The organism is Nocardia grenadensis NBRC 108939 (assembly GCF_001613445.1).
GTDB classification, from domain to species: domain Bacteria; phylum Actinomycetota; class Actinomycetes; order Mycobacteriales; family Mycobacteriaceae; genus Nocardia; species Nocardia grenadensis.
In genome coordinates, this window is the sequence record NZ_BDCJ01000028.1 from 118,055 (window position 1) to 142,089 (window position 24,035).

The 24,035-nt window shown below is 68.1% G+C and carries 19 protein-coding genes, 2 pseudogenes and 4 riboswitches; of the genes and pseudogenes, 8 read left to right on the forward strand and 13 right to left on the reverse strand.

Translation table 11 applies throughout. The features are described 5' to 3' along the window. Window positions 1-300: 300 nt before the first annotated feature. The 3 genes from NGR01S_RS26565 to NGR01S_RS26575 are packed head-to-tail and all read right to left on the reverse strand — an operon-like array spanning window position 301 to window position 3,662. Complete coding sequence (locus tag NGR01S_RS26565) at window positions 301-1,335, reverse strand: methionine synthase (protein WP_063041480.1); 1,035 nt, start codon at window positions 1,333-1,335, stop codon at window positions 301-303. Beyond that, window positions 1,332-2,432 (reverse strand): tRNA 2-thiouridine(34) synthase MnmA, encoded by a 1,101-nt coding sequence (gene mnmA, locus NGR01S_RS26570; protein WP_063041484.1) that lies wholly within the window; start codon window positions 2,430-2,432, stop codon window positions 1,332-1,334. The genes NGR01S_RS26565 and mnmA overlap by 4 nt, the downstream gene beginning before the upstream one ends. Window positions 2,433-2,435: 3 nt before the next feature. Next, window positions 2,436-3,662, reverse strand: coding sequence for a cysteine desulfurase family protein (locus NGR01S_RS26575; RefSeq protein WP_063041486.1), 1,227 nt, complete (start codon window positions 3,660-3,662; stop codon window positions 2,436-2,438). Window positions 3,663-4,355: 693 nt separating this feature from the next. Here NGR01S_RS26575 and NGR01S_RS26580 point away from each other — a divergent pair. Further along, window positions 4,356-4,754 carry a helix-turn-helix domain-containing protein gene (locus NGR01S_RS26580; protein WP_157107441.1) on the forward strand — a complete coding sequence of 133 codons (399 nt, stop codon included), beginning with the start codon at window positions 4,356-4,358 and terminating at the stop codon, window positions 4,752-4,754. A 4-nt stretch (window positions 4,755-4,758) separates the two neighbouring features. On the opposite strand, the gene NGR01S_RS31230 is transcribed toward NGR01S_RS26580, so the two are convergent. The 6 genes from NGR01S_RS31230 to metE all read right to left on the reverse strand — a co-directional run bounded on the left by NGR01S_RS31230 (window position 4,759) and on the right by metE (window position 12,560). Beyond that, window positions 4,759-5,265, reverse strand: a complete 507-nt coding sequence (locus NGR01S_RS31230) for a hypothetical protein (RefSeq protein ID WP_157107442.1) — start codon at window positions 5,263-5,265, stop codon at window positions 4,759-4,761. A gap of 40 nt (window positions 5,266-5,305) precedes the next feature. Further along, window positions 5,306-6,607 carry a serine hydroxymethyltransferase gene (gene glyA / locus NGR01S_RS26590; RefSeq protein WP_063041493.1) on the reverse strand — a complete coding sequence of 434 codons (1,302 nt, stop codon included), beginning with the start codon at window positions 6,605-6,607 and terminating at the stop codon, window positions 5,306-5,308. A gap of 154 nt (window positions 6,608-6,761) precedes the next feature. Next, window positions 6,762-6,934: riboswitch (cobalamin riboswitch) on the reverse strand. Between the two features lie 135 nt (window positions 6,935-7,069). Further along, complete coding sequence (gene folP / locus NGR01S_RS26595) at window positions 7,070-7,858, reverse strand: dihydropteroate synthase (RefSeq protein ID WP_063041495.1); 789 nt, start codon at window positions 7,856-7,858, stop codon at window positions 7,070-7,072. Between the two features lie 3 nt (window positions 7,859-7,861). Further along, a complete protein-coding gene (pabB, locus tag NGR01S_RS26600) occupies window positions 7,862-9,100 on the reverse strand; it encodes an aminodeoxychorismate synthase component I (protein WP_084481735.1) in 1,239 nt (412 codons plus the stop codon). 98 nt (window positions 9,101-9,198) lie between these two features. Further along, window positions 9,199-10,167 carry a methylenetetrahydrofolate reductase gene (locus NGR01S_RS26605; RefSeq protein WP_174551753.1) on the reverse strand — a complete coding sequence of 323 codons (969 nt, stop codon included), beginning with the start codon at window positions 10,165-10,167 and terminating at the stop codon, window positions 9,199-9,201. A 128-nt stretch (window positions 10,168-10,295) separates the two neighbouring features. After that, window positions 10,296-12,560, reverse strand: a complete 2,265-nt coding sequence (gene metE / locus NGR01S_RS26610) for a 5-methyltetrahydropteroyltriglutamate--homocysteine S-methyltransferase (protein ID WP_063041497.1) — start codon at window positions 12,558-12,560, stop codon at window positions 10,296-10,298. Between the two features lie 136 nt (window positions 12,561-12,696). Further along, window positions 12,697-12,906, reverse strand: a riboswitch (cobalamin riboswitch). A gap of 408 nt (window positions 12,907-13,314) precedes the next feature. Next, window positions 13,315-13,453, forward strand: a riboswitch (cobalamin riboswitch). Window positions 13,454-13,635: 182 nt separating this feature from the next. Between metE and NGR01S_RS26615 the strand changes: the two genes are divergently transcribed. From NGR01S_RS26615 to NGR01S_RS31660, 6 genes are all read left to right on the forward strand, one after another. Next, window positions 13,636-14,808, forward strand: coding sequence for a hypothetical protein (locus NGR01S_RS26615; RefSeq protein WP_063041499.1), 1,173 nt, complete (start codon window positions 13,636-13,638; stop codon window positions 14,806-14,808). Window positions 14,809-14,838: 30 nt separating this feature from the next. Next, window positions 14,839-15,038, forward strand: a riboswitch (cobalamin riboswitch). 18 nt (window positions 15,039-15,056) lie between these two features. Next, window positions 15,057-16,718, forward strand: a complete 1,662-nt coding sequence (locus NGR01S_RS26620) for an ABC transporter substrate-binding protein (RefSeq protein ID WP_218020834.1) — start codon at window positions 15,057-15,059, stop codon at window positions 16,716-16,718. Between the two features lie 8 nt (window positions 16,719-16,726). Beyond that, window positions 16,727-17,668: an ABC transporter permease gene (locus tag NGR01S_RS26625; protein WP_063041503.1), complete on the forward strand. Its 942-nt coding sequence runs from the start codon at window positions 16,727-16,729 to the stop codon at window positions 17,666-17,668. Continuing rightward, the gene (locus tag NGR01S_RS26630; protein ID WP_063041505.1) at window positions 17,665-18,555 is read left to right on the forward strand and encodes an ABC transporter permease; all 891 of its coding nucleotides are present in this window, start codon (window positions 17,665-17,667) and stop codon (window positions 18,553-18,555) included. Before NGR01S_RS26625 ends, NGR01S_RS26630 begins: the two co-directional genes overlap by 4 nt. After that, window positions 18,552-19,769: an ATP-binding cassette domain-containing protein gene (locus NGR01S_RS26635; RefSeq protein WP_063041507.1), complete on the forward strand. Its 1,218-nt coding sequence runs from the start codon at window positions 18,552-18,554 to the stop codon at window positions 19,767-19,769. The genes NGR01S_RS26630 and NGR01S_RS26635 overlap by 4 nt, the downstream gene beginning before the upstream one ends. After that, entirely contained in the window at window positions 19,660-20,049 is a 390-nt protein-coding gene (locus NGR01S_RS31660; RefSeq protein WP_373861467.1) for an ATP-binding cassette domain-containing protein, read from the forward strand. The genes NGR01S_RS26635 and NGR01S_RS31660 overlap by 110 nt, the downstream gene beginning before the upstream one ends. Here NGR01S_RS31660 and NGR01S_RS26645 read toward each other — a convergent pair. The 3 genes and pseudogenes from NGR01S_RS26645 to NGR01S_RS26655 all read right to left on the reverse strand — a co-directional run bounded on the left by NGR01S_RS26645 (window position 20,009) and on the right by NGR01S_RS26655 (window position 22,645). Then, window positions 20,009-20,980, reverse strand: coding sequence for an LLM class flavin-dependent oxidoreductase (locus NGR01S_RS26645; protein ID WP_063041511.1), 972 nt, complete (start codon window positions 20,978-20,980; stop codon window positions 20,009-20,011). The two genes, NGR01S_RS31660 and NGR01S_RS26645, sit on opposite strands and share 41 nt — an antisense overlap. A 116-nt stretch (window positions 20,981-21,096) precedes the next feature. Further along, window positions 21,097-21,609 (reverse strand): annotated as a pseudogene (locus tag NGR01S_RS26650) (HpcH/HpaI aldolase/citrate lyase family protein); the annotation flags it as partial. Window positions 21,610-21,799: 190 nt separating this feature from the next. Continuing rightward, complete coding sequence (locus NGR01S_RS26655) at window positions 21,800-22,645, reverse strand: DMT family transporter (protein ID WP_063041513.1); 846 nt, start codon at window positions 22,643-22,645, stop codon at window positions 21,800-21,802. 163 nt (window positions 22,646-22,808) lie between these two features. Here NGR01S_RS26655 and NGR01S_RS26660 point away from each other — a divergent pair. Further along, window positions 22,809-23,222, forward strand: a pseudogene (locus NGR01S_RS26660) (FCD domain-containing protein); the annotation flags it as partial. A gap of 98 nt (window positions 23,223-23,320) precedes the next feature. Here the strand turns inward: NGR01S_RS26660 and NGR01S_RS26665 are convergent. Continuing rightward, window positions 23,321-24,035: biotin/lipoyl-containing protein (locus NGR01S_RS26665; RefSeq protein WP_157107444.1), on the reverse strand; the 715-nt coding region annotated here is incomplete at its 5' end.

Consider the following 24,035-nt stretch of genomic DNA (forward strand, 5'->3'; position numbering starts at 1 on the left):
GTGTCACTCACATCTCGCAGGGTAGTCCGGCCCGCCGACACTGCCGAGCACCGTTACCGCACGTCGGCCGGCATTCCCGGCACACCGAGGCCCTTACGACCGGCACGCCTGTGACAGCGGATAGCGGCCGCCGGGCAGTGCCGCGCTTCGCGACCCCCCGCCCCGGTGTCCCGGCGCGGTGTCCTCGCTCGATTCACCCCGGCCCAGCCGGTCCGGGTGACGAGATACCTGCTACCGGGGTCGGCAGCGGCCGCGAACAGGGCCGTCGGAACCACTCGAGTGCCTCGAGCCCCACCGGCGTCACCCGGCGACGAGGGACTCCGGGTCCTGCGCAAAGGCCTTCGCGGTATCGACCGCCAGGCGCAGCGCGTCCCGGGCCCAGCTCAGCGGCGCCGCCGCCAGACCGCAGGCCGGACTCACCGTCACCCGACGAGCCAGATCGGCGCGCGGGAAACCGAGCCGATCGACCAGCCGGGCGCCCGGTTCGGCGATCTCACGCCAGGCCGGCGTGGTCGCGGGGCGTGAGGTGGGCACGAGCCCGAGAACCAGCTGTTTGCCCCCGTCCAGCGCCTCACCCAGCGCGTCCAGACCGGCGGTGCCCGATACCGCGGCCAGATCGAACCCCAGCGCGGCCGCGGAGGTCTGCCGCAGGAAGGCCAGGGGCGGCGGAGTCGCGCAACTGTGCACCATCGTGGGCACCCCCTGGGACGCCAGCACTGTTTCCAGGATCGCCAGCGCTTCCGGTTCCGGTACGGCCGCGACCGTGTTCAGCACACTCGCCCCGCGCAGCGAACCGGCCAGGACGGCGCCCAGCGAAGGTTCGTCCAGTTGGAGCACCACCTCGGCTTCGAGCCGTGACCCGACCTCGGCGATATGTGCGGCCAGACCCTCGGCCAGCGATTCGGCCAGATCCCGTACCGCGCCCCGGTCGGTCAGCACCCGGTGTCCACCGGCCAGCTCCACCTCCGCGGCGAGCGTCAGCGGCCCGGCGGCCTGTACCTTCACCGGGCGGCCGGAACCGCGCAGCCCGGCGTTCTCCCATGCCTCCTGGAGTGCGTCCAGATCGGTACGCAGCAGATCGCTCGCCCGCCGGGATACCGCACCCGGCCGGGCGGCCAGGCGATAGCCGCGCGGAGTGGTGTCGAACCGCATATCCACGAGCAGCGCCGAAGCCCGCCCGACCATATCGGCGCCCACGCCGCGGGCGGGCAGTTCCACCAGATGCGGCAGGCCGGTCAGCTCACCGACGATCACCGTCGCGGCTTCCCGGGGATCGGTGCCCGGCCACGAGCCCACCCCCGTCGCGATCCCGGCCGGGAGACCGGACGGGTTCATCGAGGTGCGCCCGCCGGCGCGGTACGCGCGGTCGCGCTGATGGTGCCGCTGCCGAGCACCGCGTCGCCCGCGCTGTCGGGCCGGTACAGCACCACGGCCTGGCCCCGCGCGACCCCGCCGAGCGGTTCGTGCAGACGCACCGCGAGACCGTCGCCGACCGCCTCGGCCGTCGCGGGCGCGGTACCCCCGTGGGCGCGGACCTGCACCACGCAGTCGAGCGGTTCGGTGGGCGCCGCGCCACCGGTCCAGACGGCCCGGTCGGCCTCGATGGACCACACCAGCAGATCGTCGGCCGAGCCGACGCGCACGGTGCCCGACTCGGGGTCGATATCGGTGACGTAGCGCGGTTTGCCGTCCGGCCCCGGTCCGGGCAGACCCAGCCCCTTGCGCTGGCCGATGGTGAATCCGTGCACGCCCTCGTGCCGGCCCAGTTCCGCACCACCCGAGTCCACGATGGCGCCGGGGCGGATCCCGATCTTCGCGCCCAGGAACGCCCGGGTGTCCCCGGACGGGATGAAGCAGATGTCGTGGCTGTCCGGTTTGTCGGCGACCGCCAGACCTCGTTCGGCCGCCTCGGCCCGGATCTGCGGCTTGGGTGTATCACCCACCGGGAACATGGCCCGTGACAGCTGCTCGGCGGTCAATACCGCGAGAACATAGGACTGGTCCTTGTCCGCGTCCACGGCCCGGCGCAGCACACCGTCGGCGAGCCGGGCGTAATGGCCGGTGGCCACCGCGTCGAAGCCGAGCGCCGCGGCCCGATCGGCCAGCGCCGAGAACTTGATCTTCTCGTTGCAGCGCAGGCAGGGGTTGGGGGTCTCCCCCGCCGCGTAGGACTCGACGAAATCGTCGATCACGTCTTCTTTGAAACGGTCCGCGAAATCCCAGACGTAGAAGGGGATGCCGAGTACATCGGCGGCCCGGCGGGCGTCGCCCGCGTCCTCTTTCGAACAGCAGCCGCGGGATCCGGTGCGCAGCGTGCCGGGCGCACTCGACAGCGCCAGATGCACTCCGACCACCTCGTGCCCGGCGTCGACGGCCCGTGCCGCCGCTACCGCGGAATCGACTCCACCACTCATCGCGGCGAGCACTCGCATACGCTACGCACCTCCTCTCGCACCGGCCAGGCCCGCGGCCCTGGCTCGTTCCACCACCTGCGGCAGTACTTCCAGTACTGCCTCTATATCGGACCGCTGCGAGGTGTGTCCAAGGGAAAACCGCAGCGACCCCCGCGCTTCGCGCGCCCCGACACCCATCGCGACCAGGACATGGCTGGGCGAGGCCACCCCGGCCGTGCACGCCGAACCGGTCGAACATTCGATCCCCGCCGCGTCCAGCAGCATCAGCAGCGAATCACCTTCGCAACCGGGGAAGGTGAAATGCGCGTTACCGGGCAGCCGCCGGTCGTCGTGGGGTCCATTGAGTATCGCGTCCGGGACGGCCTGCCGCACGCCGGCGATCAGGTCGTCGCGCAGACCGGACAGTTCCACGGACCGGGCCGGCAGCTCGGCCACGGTCTGCCGCAGGGCCGCGGCCAGCCCGGCCACCGCCGCGACATCCGAGGTCCCCGAGCGCAGGTCCCGTTCGTGGCCGCCGCCGTGTAGCAGCGGCGCACAACCCACCTGGCGGCCGAGCAGCAGTACGCCGACCCCGTGCGGCCCACCCAGTTTGTGCCCGGCGAAACTCGCGGCGGCGAGTCCGGCGGCGCCGAAATCGATGGGCAGTTGCGCCGCGGCCTGGACCGCGTCGCTGTGCATCGGCACTCCGGCGTCCCGCGCGATCTCGGCCAGCTCCCGGATTGGCTGGATCGCCCCGACCTCGTTGTTGGCCCACATCACGGTGACCAGCGCGACCTCGCCGGGATGCGCGGCCAGTTCGGCGCGCAGCGTCTCCGGGGACACGATTCCCTCGGCGTCCACCGGCAGCCAGGTGACCCGGGCGCCCTCGTGCTTTTCCAGCCATTCCACGGCGTCGAGCACCGCGTGGTGCTCGACGGCGGCGGCCAGGATCCGGTTACATCGCGGGTCGGCGTCCCGCCGGGCCCAGTAGATCCCCTTCACCGCGAGGTTGTCACTCTCGGTGCCGCCGGAACAGAGGATGACCTCGGAGGGCCGGGCACCGAGATCCGCGGCGATCGATTCGCGCGATTCCTCCAGCCGACGGCGGGCCGACCGGCCCGAGCCGTGCAGCGAGGACGCGTTTCCGACCTGCGCGAAGGCAGCGGACATCGCCTCGATCGCGGCAGGCAGCATCGGTGTGGTCGCCGCATGATCGAGGTAGACCGTCGTGGGCACACCGCTGACAGCACCCGGGAAAGCCGACTTCATGACCGACAAAGCCTATACCACCGTTGACCTGGGCATCTTCGGGGTCTCCCCCCTCCTTCTACAAAATTTCTACAAATTGCTCACGATTCATAACAGTGCAGGCACCATCGACATTCCTGGATTTGCATACCTCAATGGCAGACACGGCACCGGCATCCTGTGGCCTGGAATGCCACAGACTGGGCCTCCGGGACAGAGGGGCCCAACCCCAGAGTGGCACGGCTGGAGCCGACTGACCGAGTGAGTTCTCCATTCCCTTCTGGTAGAAGGAAATGGAGAACTGTCACTCCGCGCGGCACGCCACGCGGTATACCGGGGGATCCGCAGGGCGGCCGGGCTTCATGTGTCCGGTGCCCCACGGGGCATCCTGGCACTGTTCTGATACCACCCTGTATTGGACCGGCTGAACAGGCCAAGGAGTGACTGAGCCTGGCGTAGGCGCCAGAGACCCAGGCGGGCAACCGCCGCTGGTAGTTCCCATAGTCGTCCGAGGTCGATACACAGAGTCGTCTCCTCGAGGGAGGTTCGCCAACAAGTCACGTGTCTGTGGACAGGATCGGCGGGTCGATCAAGGCAGCCCCGGTGATCTCGCCACAACCGCCCACTTCGTCGCGAGACCTGCGCTACTCACTAGTCTCACACCAGGCGATGTGCGTGGTCGGCATGTCCACAAGGTATGCGGCGAGGTGCAGGATGTCGGCAAACGGCAGTGTGTTCTGGGATGATCTGGCGGCCAATATGGGCGAAAAGGAGTTCCGTCGGACATTTGTATTGGAGTCGATCCGGGCGAGAACCATGGACTCGATCGTCAATCAGTTGAGCGCTGCGCAGCGCTCCGCAAAGTTGTCCGCGTCGGCGCTCGCGGATGCGGTTGATTCTCGGAGATCGACAATTCGACGGGTGCTCAATGCGACGCCGCCGAACATTTCCTTCGAAGCGCTGTCGAATATCGCTGCCGCGTTGGGGTACCGCCTGGTCCTGGAACCGATGGATCCGCAGGAGCGAGCGGTGGTGACGAGGGCGCTGGTGGGTCGGGAGATAAACGCTCCGGATACGCCGACCGAGGCTGATCGAGTCCTCCGGGACCAGTGAAACCTCAGTAGATCGGCCGGGGATTGTGCGCCAGATACTCCGCGCCGACCTTCCGGATTTGTGCATAGTCTCTGCCGCCGAACGCACCGGCACCGAATCTCTTGGTCTTTCCCGCGATCACGACGAGCAGAGGCCGATCTCTGCCGATGGCGTCTCGGTCGATCAGGCAGAACAGGCGGTGCTGCGCGCGATCTTTCGTGTTGACATGGACCGCGAACCAGCCGGACATGATGCCATCCATAGCTTCCCAGATACCGCCCCCTGCGACCTGGTCCAGCGGTGCTTCCGCGACAGCGGTCAGGCACGCATACATGATGGCACGGACTCGGGTCGGTGCTGTTCGCAAGAATTCACGAGCCGGTGCGACGTGCGTCTCAGGCTGTAGGAAGTAGACGACCTCGCACCGGTCCGCGGGGTGTTTCATGTTGCTGACGCCTTCAGTTCCAGTGGTGTGGCGCTGCTCGCCGGAGAATTGCTGGACGGAGGCTCCCATGGCGGGTACGCGGTTCATGGGTTCGCCGCTGATCGGTATCGCACGCAACAGCTTTCGGTTAGCCGAGCAGATGCCAGTCTTCGAGGCCCTGGTAGAGCGGGGCGCTCTGAGCCAGCTTGGTTGCCCGGCCACGCAGGGTCTCCACGTTCGAGGTACCCGCCAACGTGGCGGCGATGATCTCGGCCACCTCGGTGAACTCCGCATCACCGAATCCGCGCGTGGCCAGCGCGGCGGTACCGATCCGCAGACCCGAGGTCACCATCGGTGGACGCGGGTCGAAGGGCACCGCATTCCGGTTCACTGTGATACCGACCTCATGCAGCAGATCCTCCCCCTGCTGACCATCGAGCTCGGAATTACGCAGATCCACCAGCACCAGATGCACATCGGTGCCGCCGGTCAACACCGCGATGCCCCTGTTCTCGACATCCGCGCCGTTCAACCGCTCGGCCAGAATCCGCGCTCCCGACAGCGTGCGCTGCTGACGATCCTTGAACTCCGCGCTCGCGGCGATCTTGAACGCAGCAGCCTTCGCCGCGATCACATGCATCAGCGGGCCGCCCTGCTGGCCGGGGAACACCGCCGAGTTGAGCTTCTTGGCGAACTCCTGCTTGGCCAGGATCAAACCCGAACGCGGACCACCCAAGGTCTTGTGCACCGTCGAGGACACCACATCGGCGTACGGCACCGGTGACGGGTGCAGACCGGCGGCGACCAGACCGGCGAAGTGGGCCATGTCGACCCACAGGTAAGCGCCGACCTCGTCGGCGATCTCTCGGAAGGCTGCGAAGTCCTGATGACGCGGGTACGCCGACCAGCCGGCGACGATCACCTTCGGCTCGGCGGCCTTGGCGACAGCACGCACCTCGTTCATATCGATACGGTGGTTCTTCTTGCTGACCCCGTACGAATGCACGTCGTACAACTTGCCCGAGAAGTTCAGGCGCATACCGTGGGTCAGGTGACCACCATGAGCCAGGTCGAGGCCAAGTAGCGTCTCCCCCGGGTTCATCAACGCCGTCAGCACCGCGGCATTGGCCTGGGCACCCGAGTGCGGCTGCACATTGGCGAACTCGGCACCGAAGAGTTCCTTGGCCCGGTCACGCGCGAGGGTTTCCACGACATCGACCGCTTCGCAACCACCATAGTAGCGACGGCCGGGATACCCTTCGGCGTACTTGTTGGTCAGCACCGACCCCTGCGCCTGCAACACCGCCCGCGGCACGAAGTTCTCCGAAGCGATCATTTCCAGGGTGTCGCGCTCACGGGCGAGCTCACCCGCCATCACGGCGGCCAATTCGGGATCGAGTTCACCGAGAGACTGATTGTTGAGGGACTGGGAACTGGCGGGTGCGACCACAGGAACTCCGTTGGCATGCAGGGGGTTTGTCGACGCCCGACTGCGCGCGCACCTCATCCTGCCCCGTACCGATGTTTACGCGATCCGGAGCTGTCGGCGCTGCGCCCAATCCGCGAGGCGGCAACCGCCGGACACGGCGTGCCCGGCGCAACGGGCAGGTCTTCGGACTCGCGGGCACCGACCCGATATCGGGTCGACCTACTGGCCGTTGCTTCCCGGACACACAGGGTCCAGTGCGTATGACGGCGTTCGTTCCTACTCACCGCTGCGGGACAGTCCCGGATTCCCACCGGGTTCCCTCTTCACCGCCCCGACGCCATGTCGGGCGCGGCTTCGACACCGGCGATCTGCGGGGGCTCCCGACGACGCGACCACCGGCGAACCAGCTGCCGGACAAGCATACGATGCCGCCACCGGCACTCGGCACACCGGTCGCCGCGACCACGGTGGCCCGGTCACCGATCACCGGCGCGCGAGGGCCGGTGTGTTGACCGCTTCGGCGATCAGTACAGCTTGGCGCGTGGGTGCGACGTCGTGTGTGCGGATGACGGCTGCGCCTCGGGCGACGGCAGCAACAGCGATGGCGAGTGAACCGGCCAGGCGTTGGCCGGGGTCGGTGACTCCGAGGACCTCACCGATGAAGGATTTGCGGCTGGCGCCGACGAGCACCGGGTATCCGGTGGCAGCGAGCACATCAATCGCCTCGACGAGCGCCAGGTTGTGGGCCGTGGTCTTGCCGAACCCGAGGCCGGGATCGATGAGGACTTCGGGTACTCCCAGACGCTCGGCGGTCTCGGCGTAGGAGAGCAGCTGGTGGGTGACTTCGGCCACGACATCGTCGTAGTGCGGTGCGACCTGCATGGTCGCCGGTGTACCGCGCATATGCATTGCGACCCAGCCGACCCCGAGGCCGGCGGCGACCGGCGCCAGCGACCCGGAGATGTCGTTGATCAGCCGGGCCCCGGCGTGGACGGCTGCCCGCGCGACCTGCTCGTGGCGGGTATCGATGGAAACGAGGCAGTCCCGAGACAGAGCCTCCACGACTGCGCAGACGCGCTCGCATTCGACCTCGGCGGGGATTTCAACGGCGCCCGGCCGGGTCGATTCACCACCGATGTCGATGATGTCGGCCCCTTCGGCGAGCATCTGGTATCCGTGCTGGATAGCATCGCGGGGGTGGGTGTATCGGCCGCCGTCGTAGAAGGAGTCGGGGGTGAGATTGAGGATCCCCATGATACGTGTTCGAGCCATCGGTCAACCGGCTTTCTGTGTGAAGTACGCGTCGCCCACGGCGCCGTGCACCGTAAAGGGCTGCTCACTACTGTTGAGCCGATCCAGGATTCGGGCCTTGGTCAGTGCCTCGGCGAATTCGCCGCTCGGGGTCGAGTCCCAGGTGACCCCACCCCCGGTGCCGTAGCGGGCCAGGCCGGTGGCGCGATCGTGGACGAGCGTGCGGATCGCGACGCTGAACGTCGCGTCGATACCGCCGTCACTGGTGGGCGCGATCACGCCGATGGCTCCGCAGTACAGCCCCCGTGGTGTGCTTTCCAGCTCGCCGATGATCTCCATGCTGCGGTACTTCGGTGCCCCGGTGACCGATCCGCACGGGAACAACGCGGTGAAGATATCGTCGAGGCTGGTCCGGGCCGGTACCTCGGCGGTGATGCGCGAGGTCAGCTGCCACACCGTCTCGTAGGGCTCGGCATCGAATAGCGACAGCACGCGGATATCGCGGGCGCCCGGGATTTTGGCCAGGTCGTTGCGGAGCAGGTCGACGATCATGAGGTTCTCGGCGCGGTCCTTCGCGCTCGCTGACAGCTGTGCTCGCAATGCGGCGTCTTCGATGACATCGCGCCCGCGCGGGGCCGTGCCTTTCATCGGCCGGGTCGTCACCTGATCCTCGTACCAGCGGAAGAATAATTCCGGGCTGGCGCTGAGGACCACATGCTGGCCGGTGTCGATGTAGGCACCGTAGGAACAGCTCTGCGCGGCGAGCAGGTCCGCGTACACGCCCGTGAGGTCACCGGAGATAGCGGCATCGAGCCTGGTGGTCAGGTTGGCCTGGTAGATTTCGCCTGCCGCAACGTGCTCACGGACGGTGGTCACGACCCCGTGGTAGCGCTCGGCGGAATCGGCCATGCGCCAATCGCCGATGCTGTACAACCCGTGTCCGGGGTCGAGCCGTGCATCGGTGTGAGAAACGTGATCCGGTGCCACCGCGGCGAACCAGCACAACGGGATCGAGCCCGCCCCGGCGTAGCCCCGAACACGCAGTGCCGGATCGAACGCGGGAGCCGCCTCATAAGACACGAATCCGTACACCCAGTTGCCGCGGCGAGCCAGTTCCTCCGCACGGGCGACCACAGATCTCACACCGTCGAGTGTCCACGCGCTGATAACGGCATCCGGATCACGGCAGACCGTGCTGCGTCCGCTCCGGCGATCATCGAAACGCGCGACACCGAACGTCGATGGTCTGGAGACGTCAGCCACGGGGTATTCCTCATTGTTGTTCGAGCCGTCGCCCGGCTGTTGTGGTTTCCACGCTTGGTAGCCCGATCCGGGCCGACCGACCCAGCTCCCGCAAACCCCTACCTGCCGGCGACAGTCGGTTGCGATCGCATCGACGGCCGAGGTGCTGCTGCCACTTCGTAGCCGAGGTCGGTGAGCACCTGTGTGGTGGCCTTGGCGAAATTGAGGGTGATGAAATGCAGACACGGCGCGCCCTCGTCGATGAGCCGCTGCGCCATCTCGGTGGCGATCTCGATACCTGCCGCGCGGACCGCTTCGCGGTTCTCCTGCGGGCCGTCCCCCGCCGCCTTGCGCAGGCGATCCAGCACCGGGGCCGGCAGTTCCCGCCCGGACAGTTCCACCGCCCGGCGCACGGTGCGCAGTGAGGTGATCGGCATCAGTTCGGGGATGATCGGTTTCGCGCCCTCGACCCGATCGTGCGCGGCGATGCGGTCGCGTAACCGCAGGTAGTGGTCGATATCGAAGAACATCTGGGTGATTGAATAGTCGGCTCCGGCGCGAAGTTTCGCGGCCAGGAAGGCGGTGTCGGTGGCCAGATCAGGGGACCGGTGATGGCCCTGCGGGAAGGATGCCACGCCGACGTTGAAGTCGCCGAGATCGCGCACGATCCGAACCAGCTCCTCGGCATAGGTGACCCCGCCAGGGTGCTTGCACCAGTCGCCGAGCGGGTCGCCCGGCGGATCTCCGCGCAGGACGAGGATGTTGCGGATACCGCAGTCGGCGTAGGAACCCACGAGCGCGCGTAGTTCGGCCAAACTGTGCCCGACCGCGGTCAGATGCGCTACCGGCAGCAGCGTGGTCTGCTGGGCCAGCTGCCCGGTGATGCGGGCGGTACGGTCCTTCGTGGAACCACCCGCACCGTAGGTCATCGATACGAACGCGGGATGCATGCGCTCGAACTGCCGGACGGTGCGCCACAACCGGGCTTCCCCGTCGGCGTCTCGGGGCGGGTTGAACTCCACGGAGAACGGAACCCGCGTCGTGGAGTGGGTGCGCAGACTCTCGATCACCGATCGAGCGGCGGGCATCGTAGAGACGCTTCGGACGGCATGGCCGGTCGGCGTGCGGTCCGCGGGAAAGAAGTGCATAGGAGCCTCGGGCTGGAAGGGAAGCGCGCGGACCGGGGCGCCCGGCGTGCGGGCGCCCCGGTCACAGATCAGCGCAGGGCCTGGGCCGCCGCGACGAGATTGCGCAGCGAGGCGATGACCTCGTCGGTGTGGCGTGTCTTCAGACCGCAGTCGGGGTTGACCCACAGCCGTTCGGCCGGAACGGCTTTCAGCGCAAGCTCGAGCGCCTTCTCGATCTCCTCGGTGCTGGGCACGCGCGGCGAGTGGATGTCGTAGACACCCGGGCCCACTCCGAGGCCGAACCCGGCCGCGTTGAGGTCGTCGAGCACCTCCATATGCGAGCGTGCCGCCTCGATCGAGGTGACATCGGCATCCAGCCCAGCGATGGCCCCGATGACCTCACCGAACTCCGAGTAGCACAGGTGGGTGTGGATCTGGGTGGCGTCGGCGACGCCGGAGGTCGAGAGCCGGAACGCCTCGACCGCCCAGTCCAGATAGGCCGCCTGGTCGGCTTTGCGCAGCGGCAGCAGCTCGCGCAGCGCGGGCTCGTCGACCTGGATGATGCCGATACCGGCCGCCTCGAGGTCCACCGTCTCGTCCCGGATCGCCAATGCGATCTGGCGGGCGGTGTCGGACAGCGGCTGGTCGTCACGGATGAACGACCACGCCAGGATGGTGACAGGCCCGGTCAGCATGCCCTTGACCGGCTTGCTGGTCAGCGACTGTGCGTAGGTGATCCAGTCGACGGTCATGACCTGCGGGCGGACCACATCGCCGTAGACGATCGGCGGCCGCACGCACCGCGTGCCGTAGGACTGCACCCAGCCGTTGATCGTCGCGGCGAAGCCGTCGAGCTGCTCGGCGAAGTACTGCACCATATCGTTGCGCTCGGGCTCACCGTGCACGAGCACGTCGAGACCGATCTCCTCCTGCAACGCGATGACCTCGGCGATCTCGGCACGCATCCGCGTGTCGTATTCCGCCTGGTCGATCTCGCCTCGGCGCAGCTCCGCGCGCGCTACGCGAATGCGGCTCGTCTGCGGATAGGAGCCGATGGTGGTGGTCGGCAGCAGCGGCAGATTCAGCCGCTGCTGCTGCAGCACGCGACGTTCGTCGGCCGGGATACGGCGCACAGCGTCGGCGTCCAGTCCGGCCAGGCGCTCACGCACCGACTCGACCCGCAGCCGCGGGTCGTCCTTGCGATCGGCCACAGCGGCGCGCGCGACCTCGAGAGCCTCCGCGACAGCACCCTCCCCCTCGGCGAGAGCGGTCGCCAGCACCCGGATTTCGGAGATCTTCTCCGCACCGAACGCCAGCCAGCTACGCAACCGTTCGTCCAGATCGGACTCGGGCGCGAGGCTGTAGGGCACATGCAGCAGCGAGCACGAGCTCGACACGGCCACCGCCACCCCGGCATCGCGCAGCCCGGTCAACTGTGGCAGCGCATGATCGGGGTCGACCCTCCAGATGTTGTGACCGTCGACGACGCCCGCCACGATCAATTTGTCCGTGATCGACTGCGCCACAGCCACGTCCGCGTCGCCCCCGGCGACGAGGTCGACGGCGATGCCCTCGATGCCGGTCTCCGCCAGCACCGGCAGCGCCACCCCCAGCCGGCCGAAGTAAGCGGCCACCAGAATGGCCGGGCGCGCCGACACCCGCGACAGCTGCTGGTAGGTGGAGCGCACGGCCGCCAGTTCGGCCTCCGTGAGATCGGTCACCAGGGACGGCTCGTCGATCTGCACCCACTGCGCACCGGCCTCGGCGAGCACGCCGAGCAGCTGCTCGTAGAGGGGCAGTAGATCGGGCAGGCGGTCGAGCAGGTCGCTGTCGTCCACCGACTTGGCCAGCTTCAGGAAGGTGATCGGGCCGACAACGACCGGGCGGGCCGACACGCCCAGCGCCAGCGCTTCCTTCAGCTCGGCCAGCGGCTTGTCCGGATGCAGGGAGAACGCGGTGTCTGCGGCGAGTTCGGGCACCAGGTAGTGGTAGTTGGTGTCGAACCACTTGGTCATCTCCAGCGGAGTGACCTCGGCGTTGCCACGCGCGGCCGCGAAGTAGCGATCCAGCTCGTCGGCGATCCCCGACACGCGCTCGGGCAATGCGCCGAGCAGCACGGCGGTATCGAGCACCTGGTCGTAGTAGGAGAAGGTGCCCACCGGCACCGAATCCAGCCCGGCGTCACGCGCCGCGGTCAGCGCAGTGGTGCGCAGGTCCGCCGCGACCGCGTGCAAGCCCTCGGCATCGAGGCGCCCGGCCCAGTAGGACTCGGTAGCGCGTTTGAGCTCCCTGTTGGGGCCGATGCGCGGGAGCCCCAGCACGGTTGCGGAAAACGTAGTGTGCGGGTTCGACATCAATGAACTCCATGGTCGGCAGCAACGACCGCCACCCATACAGAGCGCACGCTGATGGAGCCCATGAAGCATCGTTCCCGTGCCCGGGTCCACTCGGCGTAACGCCCGATCCACGAGGCGACGACCACCGGATACGGCGTATCCGGTACAACGGGCAGGTCTTCGGACTCGTGGGCATCGACCCTCGAAAGGGTCGCCCCCGGCGCGAGGCCCGGGGCTGGTCCTACCGACCGTCGCTTCCCAGGCAGGCGCCCAGTGCGGGTGACGGCTGTCGTTCCCACTCACCGCTGCGGGACAGTCCCGGATTCTCACCGGGTTCCCTCTCACCCGATGGTGCGAACACCACCGAGCTTCGACGCCATCGGACGGTTCAGGGGCTCCTCGACTCCGCCTCCGGCGAACCAGCTGCGCCGACAAATATAGCCAACTTCGATCGGATCGCGAAAGACGGTTTCCTCACATCCGGGGTGAGCATTCGACAGCGGCCCTGTATCCGGCCCGTTCCGGGGACGCCCACGGCAGGGCAATTCAGCCGGTCAGTAGCGCGACAGGCTCGTGACTCCGAGCCGATATGGATACGGCCCAGAGTCCGTGGACAGCACAACCCGACCAAAGAGGAACGGCACCGTCACGGTTCCGGTCCCGACTATCATGAGCGAGCAACTGGTTCGCGTTCATCCTCGGCCGACCTGGATTCACAGGCCCTGGTGAACGCGTCGAAACCGGGAACCGGGACATCCCGGAATCCGGCGAGAGGGAACCCGGTGGGAATCCGGGACTGTCCCGCAGCGGTGAGTGGGAACGACCGCCGTCATCGAGCACTGGGCACCCGCCCGGGAAGCGACGGCCACTAGGTCGGCCGAGCAGGCCGGTGCCCGCGAGTCCGAAGACCTGCCCGCTGCGCCGGGCACGCCGTGCCCGGCGGCCACCGCCTCGTGGATCGGGCGCGCGGACCGACCTCCCGGCCCTTCGGAGCGCTCTGCTCCGGACGACACCGTGTCGTCCATCAGCGGTCGGCGGTCGACACTGCCCGTGGACGGCGGCGGCCCTACGCAACGCACTGGAGACGATCACCGTGGCAGTCCCGCCCCCGCCGTTCACCGCAACCGTTCTCGGCCTGCCCCGGCCCGGACCCCACCCCGAGCTCGAACACGCCGTCGAGAAGTACCGGTCGGGCACCGCCGACGCCGACCAGCTCCACTCCATCGCCCGTGCCCTGCGCGACACACAGCTCGGAGCGCTCACCGCCGCAGGTCTGGACTCCGTACCCGTCGACGATTCCATCTACGGTGATCACCTGCTCGACACAGCCTTCATGCTGGGCGCCGTACCCGCTCGAGTGCGCGATATCGCCGACCCGCTCGATCGCTACCTCGCCGACGCGCGAGGCACCGGCATCGTCACCGCCGTGCGGACGGCACCGTGGTTCGACAGCGGCCACCGATACCTCGTACCCGAGATCGACGGGCAGACCCGTTTTACCCTTGACCCCGGGAAGCTGCTCACCGAACTGGCCGAGGCGACCGCCCTCGGCATACCGGCCCGCCCGGTGACGGTAGGACCAGTGACCTTCCTGAAGATGTCCCGGCACGCCACCGGTGACCCGCTCGACCGGCTCGCCGATATCGTTCCGCTCTATCAGGACCTTCTCGCACAGCTCGCCGACGCGGGCGCGTCGTGGGTGCAACTCGACGAACCGATTCTCGGCACCGCCCTCACCACCACAGAACTGTCCCGGCTGCGCGCGGCCTACGCCGCCCTGTGCGGCACACCGCACCGGCCCGCGGTCCTCGTCGCTACCCCGTTCGGGCACAACCACACCGCCCTCGCCGCGCTGGCCGATATGGGCATCGACGGGGTCGCACTGGATTTCACCGCGGGAGCCACCCTCGGATCCGTCGCCTCTATCCCGGCACTGACCCGCAAACTGGTCGTAGCCGGTGTGGTCGACGGGCGGACCACCGAGCCCACCGATCTGAAAACCGCGCTGAGCACACTCGGCGCGCTGCTCGGCATCGCCGGTTCGGTGGCAGTCTCGAGTTCATGTTCACTGCCGCATGCGCCCACCGCGCCGGCGTCGACACCGGGCCCCGACAAGCAGCCACCGGACCGCGACGCCGACAAGGTCGACGAGATCCGAATCCTCGCCACAGCGCTGACCCACGGCACAGAGGCAGTGGCCACAGAACTGCGGTCCGCCCGGGAAGCGAGCGAATCCCTGCCCGGACGAGCTGGCCGATCCGGGTGAGAAACCCTCGTGACCTGTTTACCGCGGGTGACATTCGCGCACGTCGGCGGCTTTCCATTAGGGGATGCTAAGTTTCTTGTCGCAGGGAACACCGGTGTGAATCCGGGGCTGTCCCGCAACTGTCACCGGTTAGCAAACCTTCATCCGATGGCCACGACCTTCCTGGGTTGGAAGGCCGGAGGCGAGCGTCGATCCGGGAGCCAGGATACCTGCGCCGCAGTTCAGGATCGAGATTCACGAGGATGATGATGCGAGTGCTCACTCGCCGCTCCCGGCATCACGCCGAGCGGCTACCCGGCCATACCCCCACGACATCGCATCGGCGTCGTCCCGTACGGACACCCGCTGTTCTGGCTGCCCTGTTCGCGGCCACCTTGGCCTTCACCGGCTGTGCGTCCACCGAGACCGCCGAGGATGCGGCCACCGCGGCGAAGGAGTTGCGCGCATCCGGCGACGGGGTTCTGAGGATCTACAACTCGTACAAGATCGCCGGACTCGACCCGGTCGGGACCGGGACGAACTGGTTGTTCGACTGGGGTGTCGCGGAGAATCTGCTGCAGGTCACCGAGGCCGGGCAGATCGAACCGTGGCTGGCCCGCGATGTCACCCGCGACGGCGACCGGCGCTGGGTGGTGACCCTGCGCGACGGAGTCACCTTCCAGAACGGCAAACCCGTGGACGCGGCGGCCGTGGCGGCAGCGTTGACACGGCAGATCACCCGGTCCAAGGCGGCACAGGTCTATCTCGACGCCGCCACGAAGGTCACGGTCGAGGGCGAGCGGGTCGTGCTCACGACACCACAACCGAACGCCATGGTGCCCGCGGCGCTGGCCGCCCGGGACAATTCCCTGCAGATCTACGATGTCGCCGCTGTGGAGGCCGCGGGGGGCGATTCGGCGAAGATCGTGGGCGCGGGCGCATACTCCGGGCCGTACGCGATCACCGAATGGACACCCGACAATCTGGTTCTGCAGCCCTACGCCGGCCATTGGGAGGGCGTACCTCCGTTGAAGGGTGTCACCGTCCGGGTGGTCCCCGATGAGCAGGCGCGACTGGCCGGGGTGCGCAGCGGTGAGGCCGATATGGCGTTCTATCCGTCGACATCGGTACAGCTCGAATTGCAGGGCAGCACCGACACCCACGTACTGTCGTCGGATTCGGCGTTACAGTCGCTGCTGGTGGAAATGAACCTGAAGGCGGGCGTGTTCACCGATACCGCTGTCCGCAAGGCATTCACCACCGCGATCGACTACGAAGGTATCGCCGCCGACGTCGGCAACGGGCAGTTCGACGCGGCGGCCGGACTGTACCCGCGGCAGCTGTCGTTCGCCGAGGCCAACCAGGTGCACGACCCGGAGCTGGCGAACCGGCTGCTCGATGAGGCCGGCTGGGTGAAGGGTTCCGACGGGATCCGCACGAAGGACGGCCGCAGGCTCGTGGTCCGGTTCGTCACCCAGGCCCAAGGTCCGGAGACCAGCGATGTCGCGATCGCGATCCAGGATCAGGTCGCGCAGGCCGGATTCGAGTTGCGGATCGACAATGCCGAGGACTCGGCCGAGGTGAAAAAGAATCCGGCGGGGTGGGAGGCGTCGGTGGCGCTGAGCGGTTCACTGTCCGGTACGGCCGACCCGATCCAGCCGTTCCTGGTGCGCTGGACCACCGGCGGCTCCTCGAACGCCCAGGGCATCGCCCACCCCGAAATCGATGCCATCGGCAAGGAACTGCGCAGCGAATTCGACGGCGCCGATCGCGACCGGCTGCTCCGGCGCGCCCAGCAGATCCTGGTGGCCGACGAAGCGTACGTGGTCGCGGGTACGTTCAAATACTTCACGGTGGTAACCGGGCCGGAGTGGGCCGACTACACCGTGTCGAATGTCCGGCGGCACATCACCAGCCGGACCGGACGCTAGCAGCCGAGGTGCGTGCTCTCATCCTCGTCCGCCGCCGGGTGGTCGAGGCCCTGGTCACCCTGTTGGGCGCCAGTGTGCTCATCTGGATGCTGATGCCGCTGGCGCCGGGCGACCCGGCCCGGATGATCCTGGTCGCCCAGGGCGTCGCGGAACCCACGCCGGAGCAGATCGGCGAGCTGACCCAGGACCTCCATCTGGATCGCGCGCTGCCCGTCCAGTACGCACACTGGTTGTGGGGTGTGCTGCGCGGCGATTTCGGTCTGTCGTTCGCCTCGGGCCGGCCCGTCGCCGACGAACTGGCCCAACGGTTGCCTGCCACCCTGGTGCTCGGCGCGGTATCTCTGGTGCTGGCAGTGCTTCTCGCCACCGTGCTGGGTGTGGCCGCGGCGCGGTTCTCCGGACGGTGGCCCGACCACGGCACGCGCGGCCTCGCGCTGCTGTTCGCCTCGGTTCCGGGGTTCGTGGTGGCGCTGCTGCTGATCCAGGTGTTCGTCGTGGGTTTCGGGCTGGGCAAGGCCGCCCTGGACGGGTCGTGGCAGCAAGTGTGGATGCCCGCGGTCTGCCTCGCCGCCGGGATGGCCGATACCTGGTCGCGACTGCTGCGAGCCGAGCTGTTGGCGTTCCTGGAGACCCCGGCCGCGCAGGTGCTGCGCGCCCGCGGCGCCTCCCGGTGGCGCATTTTGTGGCGGCACGGCCTTCCCAACAGCGCCGTTCCCTCGCTGCATGCGCTCGCGGTGGGTGTTGCGGTGCTTCTCGGCGGGGCCACGGTGGTGGAAACGGTGTTCACGTGGCCCGGGATCGGTTCGTTCGTGGTCGAATCGGTGAAGAGCCGGGATCTTCCGGTGATTCAGGCGTTCACGGTGTTCGCGGCCGCGACGTATGTACTGACCAGCGTGGCCGCCGATGTACTGTCCGCGGTGATCGACCGCCGGATCACGGTGATGGCATGACCGGCACCCATGGACGCGCCGCCGTCGCGACGCAGGACTCCACCACCGGCCGAGCACGTCGGCTCCGGCTGACCGGCAGCGAACTCCCGCGAACGGTACAGGCCGGTGTTGTGTTGCTCGTTGTCTTGGTGCTCATCGCGATTGCCGGCCCCTTGATCGCCGAATACCCCCCGAATGAACCGCACTACGCGGACAAGCTCCTCGCACCCGGGGCCGAGTACTGGCTCGGTACCGATCAATACGGCCGCGACCAGTTCTCTCGGGTGGTCCACGGGTTGCGCCTGTCATTGCTGTCGGCGTTGCTGGTGCTGGTGGGTTCGGCGACCATCAGTCTGCTGGTCGGGGTCGGTTGCGGAATCTACGGAGGCCGAGCGGATCGGGTCGTCACGCGGTTGATCGATATCGTCCTCGCCATCCCGGGGCTGGTTCTGGCACTGGCCGTGGTCGGCCTTTTCGGACCCGGCTATGTCAACCTCTTGGTGGCGCTGATCGTTTCGAACTGGGCGGCGGATGCCCGAATCGCGCGGGGGCTGACACTGGCGGCACGGAACCAGCCGTATGTGGTCGCGGCACGGATCGCCGGAGCGACCCGGCCCGCAATCGCGGTACGGCATCTGCTGCCCGCGGTGTTCCCGCCTTTCCTCATCGTCACCACCCTGCGGCTCGGCGGGATCGTGGTCGCGTTGGCCGGGCTGTCGTTTCTCGGGCTCGGCGTCCGGATGCCCGAAGCCGAACTCGGCGCCATGCTCGGCGACGCCCGCCGCTTCCTCACCGCCGCACCGTGGCTGCTGGTCAGCCCAGCCGTAGCGATTCTCGCGCTGGCGGCGTCGGCCAACCTCATCGCCGAAGGACTGCGCAGCCGGACACCGGACGGGATTCCCGCATGAGCGAGCTGGGTGAGTTGCATGCAGCGGACCATGCACACAGCGTGGGAGAGCCACACCCGGAGGTGATGGCGCAGCGCAGTCACACCGGGCCCCCGCTCATTACCGACCCGATTATCGAAGTCAGCGGGCTGACCGTGTGCTACGGCGAACATCGGGTCCTGCGCGATATCTCGTTCCGTGTTGATCGCGGCGAGACCGTGGCGATCGTCGGTCCCAGCGGCTGCGGTAAGACGACAATCCTGCGCGCAATCCTCGGCATGCTGGACGATTCCGCCCGGGTCACCGGCTCCCTCCGCATCCGTGGGAAGGAGATGTCCGGGCGTCCGGAACACGATTTCCGGGCCCTGCGCGGCACCGTTGTCGGCTATGTGGGCCAAGACCCGTACGGCGCGATGGACCCACTGATGAGTGTGGCGACGAATATTGCCCAGGGCTGGCGGATCACCGGGCGGAAGCCACCACCCCACCGGATCAGCGCGGACACGGCCGCCCTCGGTCTCACCGACCCAGCGCGTCTGCGTGAACGACCATTCTCCTGGTCCGGCGGTATGTTGCAGCGCGCGGCGATCATTACCGGCCGAGCCCTGGATCCGGCTCTGGTGCTGGCCGACGAGCCGACGAGCGCACTCGACGATGCCAACGCCCACCGGGTGATGGCGGCACTCACCCGGCCGGGCGCGACACTGCTGATCGTCAGCCACGACCGGGAACTGGTCGCGCAGTATGCCGATCGCGTCTACTCGGCCGAGAACGGGACGCTTCGCGAGACAGCGCCTGCCCCGCCGCCGGCCGCGGAACCGATCGCGGCACGCGTACCGAAACCTATCGCGGCACCACCACTGATATCGGCCGAAAATCTGACCAAACGCTATCCGGCCGGGAATGGTCTGCCACCGACAGATATCCAGGTCCGCTCCGGTGAGATCGTCGGTATCGCCGGAGCCTCCGGATCCGGTAAGAGCACACTGCTCCGTGTGCTCGCCGGGACCGAACGGCCCAGCGGTGGAACGCTCCACTGGGACGGAAGCCCGGGGCCGCCCCCCCCCCGGACAGGTCGGCCTGATCTTCCAGGACGCGCTCGGCAGCCTGAACCCCTACCGGCCGCTGTATCGGAGCCTCACCGAACCACTGCTCCCCCGCCTCCGCGATCGCCTGACCAGGGCCGAATCCCTCGCGATCACCCGGGATGCGCTCGGCCGTGTGGGACTCGGTGATATCGACCCCGCCACCAGGCCCGGCCAGCTCTCCGGTGGGCAGGCCCAGCGGGTCGCGATCGCGCGAGCGCTGGTCGCCGACGTGCGACTGATACTCGCGGATGAACCCACCGCAGCTCTCGATGACGCCACCGCGCAACGCATCCTGCGTCTGCTCCGCGGTATGGCCGACGAAGGGCGGGCTGTCGTCATGGTTTCGCATTCGCGGCGCGCCCTGCACCGACTCGCGGACAGCATCGTCACCCTCGGCGACGATCCACGGGCCCCCATTCCGCGATGACCTGCTCGGCGAACAACCGCACGCTTCGCCGGATATCGGACGCCGCCGGTGCCGACGGCTGCACATTGCACAAGAACTCCGTCGCCACGGGGACCACCGGGTCGGCGGCGATCATCTCCGCGATCTGCGCGCCGGTGCCCAGGTAGCAGTGCCCGGTCCGGACATAATCGTCCGCGGTGAAATCCGCGGGGAACCGACCCGTGGAAATCGACGACGCGACCCAGCGTTCGATACCCGGCCGCATGGCGGCGAACGCGTCGGTCCTGCTTCCCGAACACAGCACCGACCGGGAAACACCCACGCGCGGTGCCCGGCCGTGCCGTCGCTGCGCCGCGGAATAACGGTCTACTCGGCGCGCGGCGACCTCGTCGCGCGGTCCCTGCGCCGACGAGGTCCGGCCGGTGAGCACCCCCAGGTCCAGGTCCGCGGCCAAGGCGAACCCCTGTTCGGAAGAGGTGCCGATCCACAGCCGGTCGCGAAGGCCGGGAGCATTCGGCACGAGATCGCTACCTGCCGAGAGCAGTTCGCGTAGTCGGTGCAAGGTTTCGGCGAACCGTTCGTACCGTAGAGCATGGTCGCGTCCGAAGCGCTGCGATGTCTGCTCATCCGCCCCGGAACCCAGACCGAGTTCAAGCCGTCCGCCGCTGAGCACGTCGACGGTGGCGGCGTCCTCGGCCAGCCGAATCGGATCTTCGAGCGAGCCGACGACCACCGCGGTGCCCAGCCGGATGTGCGTGGTCCGCTGCGCGATCGCGGCGAGCAGGACCAGCGGCGACGGGCAGTGTCCGAGTTGCGCCCCGAAATGATGTTGAGCGACCCAGAAGGAGTCGTAACCCGACTCCTCCGCGACTATCGCGAGTTCGATGGTATCGCGCAGTATCTCGGCCGAGTCGCCGTCACCGACGATATGGGAGATGAACCCGAACCGCATGCCGTTGTTCCCTCCCTTCGAGCACCTTCCGCCCGAAGACCGTGCAGGCACCGACCACGCGCTGCCTGCACAGGCACAGGTCCCGGCCGCCGTCGACGGCCGGACAGGTGCCGACCTCAGATCGATACCGTACCGGCGCCGTCGATGAAGGCGGCGCGGGCGAGAGTTGCCTGGGCCATCTTCACATGGGCCGCGTCGACCAGGACGCCCTCCACGCCTACCGCGCCCCGCCCCTCGGCTTCGCGGTAGGCGGAGATATTGCGTTCGGCCAGGGCGATCTCTTCGACGGTCGGGGCGTAGACGGTGTTGGCGATCGGTACCTGAACCGGGATCGCCAATCTCGCCGTGGTCATAGTGACCTACAACGATGAGGCTTGGATGGCCCATTTGCCAGTGTAGCCGAGCAGTGAGGCACGGCGGGCGTCGCGTTCGTAACCTCCGGTGTTCGCGTAATCCGGGAACGGGGCGTCGATCGCGACGATTCCGGCGGTCCGGGCCGCGACGATGACCTTGGCGCGGGCGTAGTGCCAGAAGTCTCCGGGGTAGTCGCCCAGCGGTTCGAAGTTGGTGTCGACCCGAGCGCCCTGGGAGAGCGAGAAATCGCCGACTCCGAAGATCAGCGCGTCCAGGGGTTCCAGTAGTTTCGGCGCAGAAAACAACGGATATGGCCTGACCAGCAGCGATGGCGTGTTGCTGCGTTCGGGCTGGGTGGTTGGCTGGAGTGCTGACGACAATGCGAGCCTGGCCGACCTCGCCCAGGAATAGGGGGTCGGGGAACATCGCTGAGGAATCCGGCGCTTAGCAGCCGCCAGGTACTCGTCAGGCGGCGGCCTGGGAGCGGGACAGCGCGATCGTGGTGGCGCACATGACGACGACCGCGAGCGAGGTGATGACCAAGCCCACGGTGCCGGTGCGGAACCGCTCGTCCAGCACGGTGAGACCGAGGAACGCGGCCGCCAGAGGCTCGGCGATCGTGACGGCCGGCAGCGACGCGGCCAGCGGCCCGGCCTGATACGCGCGTTGCTGTAGGTAGATGCCGGTGACACCGGACGCGACCAGCGCCCAGGTCTGCCAGGCGCCGAGCACGTGGCCGAGTCCGTGCTCGAACAGGCCGGTGACATAGGAGGTGAGCGCGGCGGCCAGGCCGTACAGCGAACCGCTCGCCGCGCCGAGCGACAGCGCGCGCCGTGCCGGATCCGCCGCCACGATCCCGCCCGTGGTCGCCGCCGCGATCAGCCCGAGCAGCACCGCCAGTGGCACGAACCAATCACGCAGCGGAGCAACGGTATTGCCCTTGGTCGGCTCGCCGACGATCAGAAAGCAGGCCAGGGCCGCAGCCAGCGCGAGCGCAGTCGCCCAGGTGCCCGGCGGGACTCGGCGGTTGTTGAGCCGCGCGGATAGCGGCAGCGCGAACACCAGCGAGCTCGCCAGGATCGGCTGCACCAGCAGGACGGCGCCCAGCGCCAGCGCGGTGACCTGCAGGGCGTATCCGCCGGTGTCCCCGATGAGGCCCGCCCACCAGCGCGGGTTGCGCACCAGGGATCCGATCAGCGCCGCTTTTTCCGGCACCGCGGCGGCCGCCCGCTGCTGCGCGACCGCGGCGACCGCGAACAGCAGCGCGGCGAGCAGTGCGCACAGGACTGCGGCAGCCGTATGGTTTGACACCGATCAGTCTGCTGCCGCGAGTGCCGTATCCGGGCGACTGCTGCGCCCGCACGGCGTGTCGCCGCGTCCGGAGAACTCGGCTGCCGCACCGGAGTTGCGAACCTGCCATCGCTGCTGGTCAAGGCAACTTCGTTGTTTTCCGCGCGATTACTACCTGAACCCCAGCTTCGTCCTGCTCGGAGTTCTCACCGGACAAGCGGCGGCGTGGGCTGCCGAACGTGTCGATCCGGACGAGTTACCGCGGCTACGGGAGCTGGCTGCCGCGGTCGCCACCTGCTCGGGCGATGATGCCATCGGTGAGGCGAACTGGAAGTTTCATCAGGCGATCCACCGGGCCGCCCACTCCCCCCGGCTGCTCACTCAGATCAAACAGGCCGCCCGGGTGGTGCCGTCGAACTTCCTGCGGATGTTCCCCGAACACGAGCGGCATTCGCTGCACGAACACGACGAACTGCTCGATGCGCTCGAAGCACGTGAGGCGCTCGCGGCTCGCACGATCGCCGAGAAGCACGTCCTGGAAGCGGGCGACTTCCTGGCGGATTGGCTCGAGTCCCAGCAGCGGGAGCAGCCCGCCTGACCGCCGCCGCGCGAGGTGAATCGAAACCCACCGATCACCGCACCGCACCGCGGGGCCGGTGCGGCAGGCTCCGCAGCACCATGCGGTAGCAGCGACCGTCATACGGCGCCCTGTGCGGCCATTACGAGCAGGAGGTCTCCCCCGTCGACTTGCTGGACGGAAGCTATTGCGATACGTGCAACGGTTCCTGCTTGCGGCGCGGTGATGGATGCCTCCATTTTCATGGCCTCGATGGTTCCCAGGGCGTCTCCGGCAGCGACGACATCACCTTCGGTCACTGCGAGGGTGACAACACCGGCAAACGGTGCCGCTACCTGCCGGGGGTCGTTGCGGTCGGCCTTCTCCGCTTGCTTCACCTCACTCGCGATCGCGCGGTCACGCACCGCGATCGGACGCAGCTGTCCGTTGAGGATGCACATCACCGTGCGCATCCCGCGCTCGTCGGGTTCGGAGATCGCCTCCAACCCGATGAGCAGGGTGACGCCCTTCTCCAACTGGACCCGGTGTTCCTCGCCGTAGCGCAGGCCGTAGAAGAACTGGTTGGCCGACAGGCCGGTGGTGTCGCCGTAGGTATCGCGGTGGGCGAGGAACTCACCCGTCGGTCCGGGGAACAGCAGCCGGTTCAGGGTCGCGCGCCGCTGGGCCGAGTCGCCGTCGAGCGCCTTCCGATCATCACTGCTGAGCGCACTCTCCGCGGTAGCCGCGTAGCGGCCGGCGAGGGCCTTCTCCCGGAACGGCTCGGGCCAGCCACCGGCCGGCGTGCCGAGTTCCCCGCGCAGGAAACCGATCACCGAATCCGGGATGTCGTAGCGA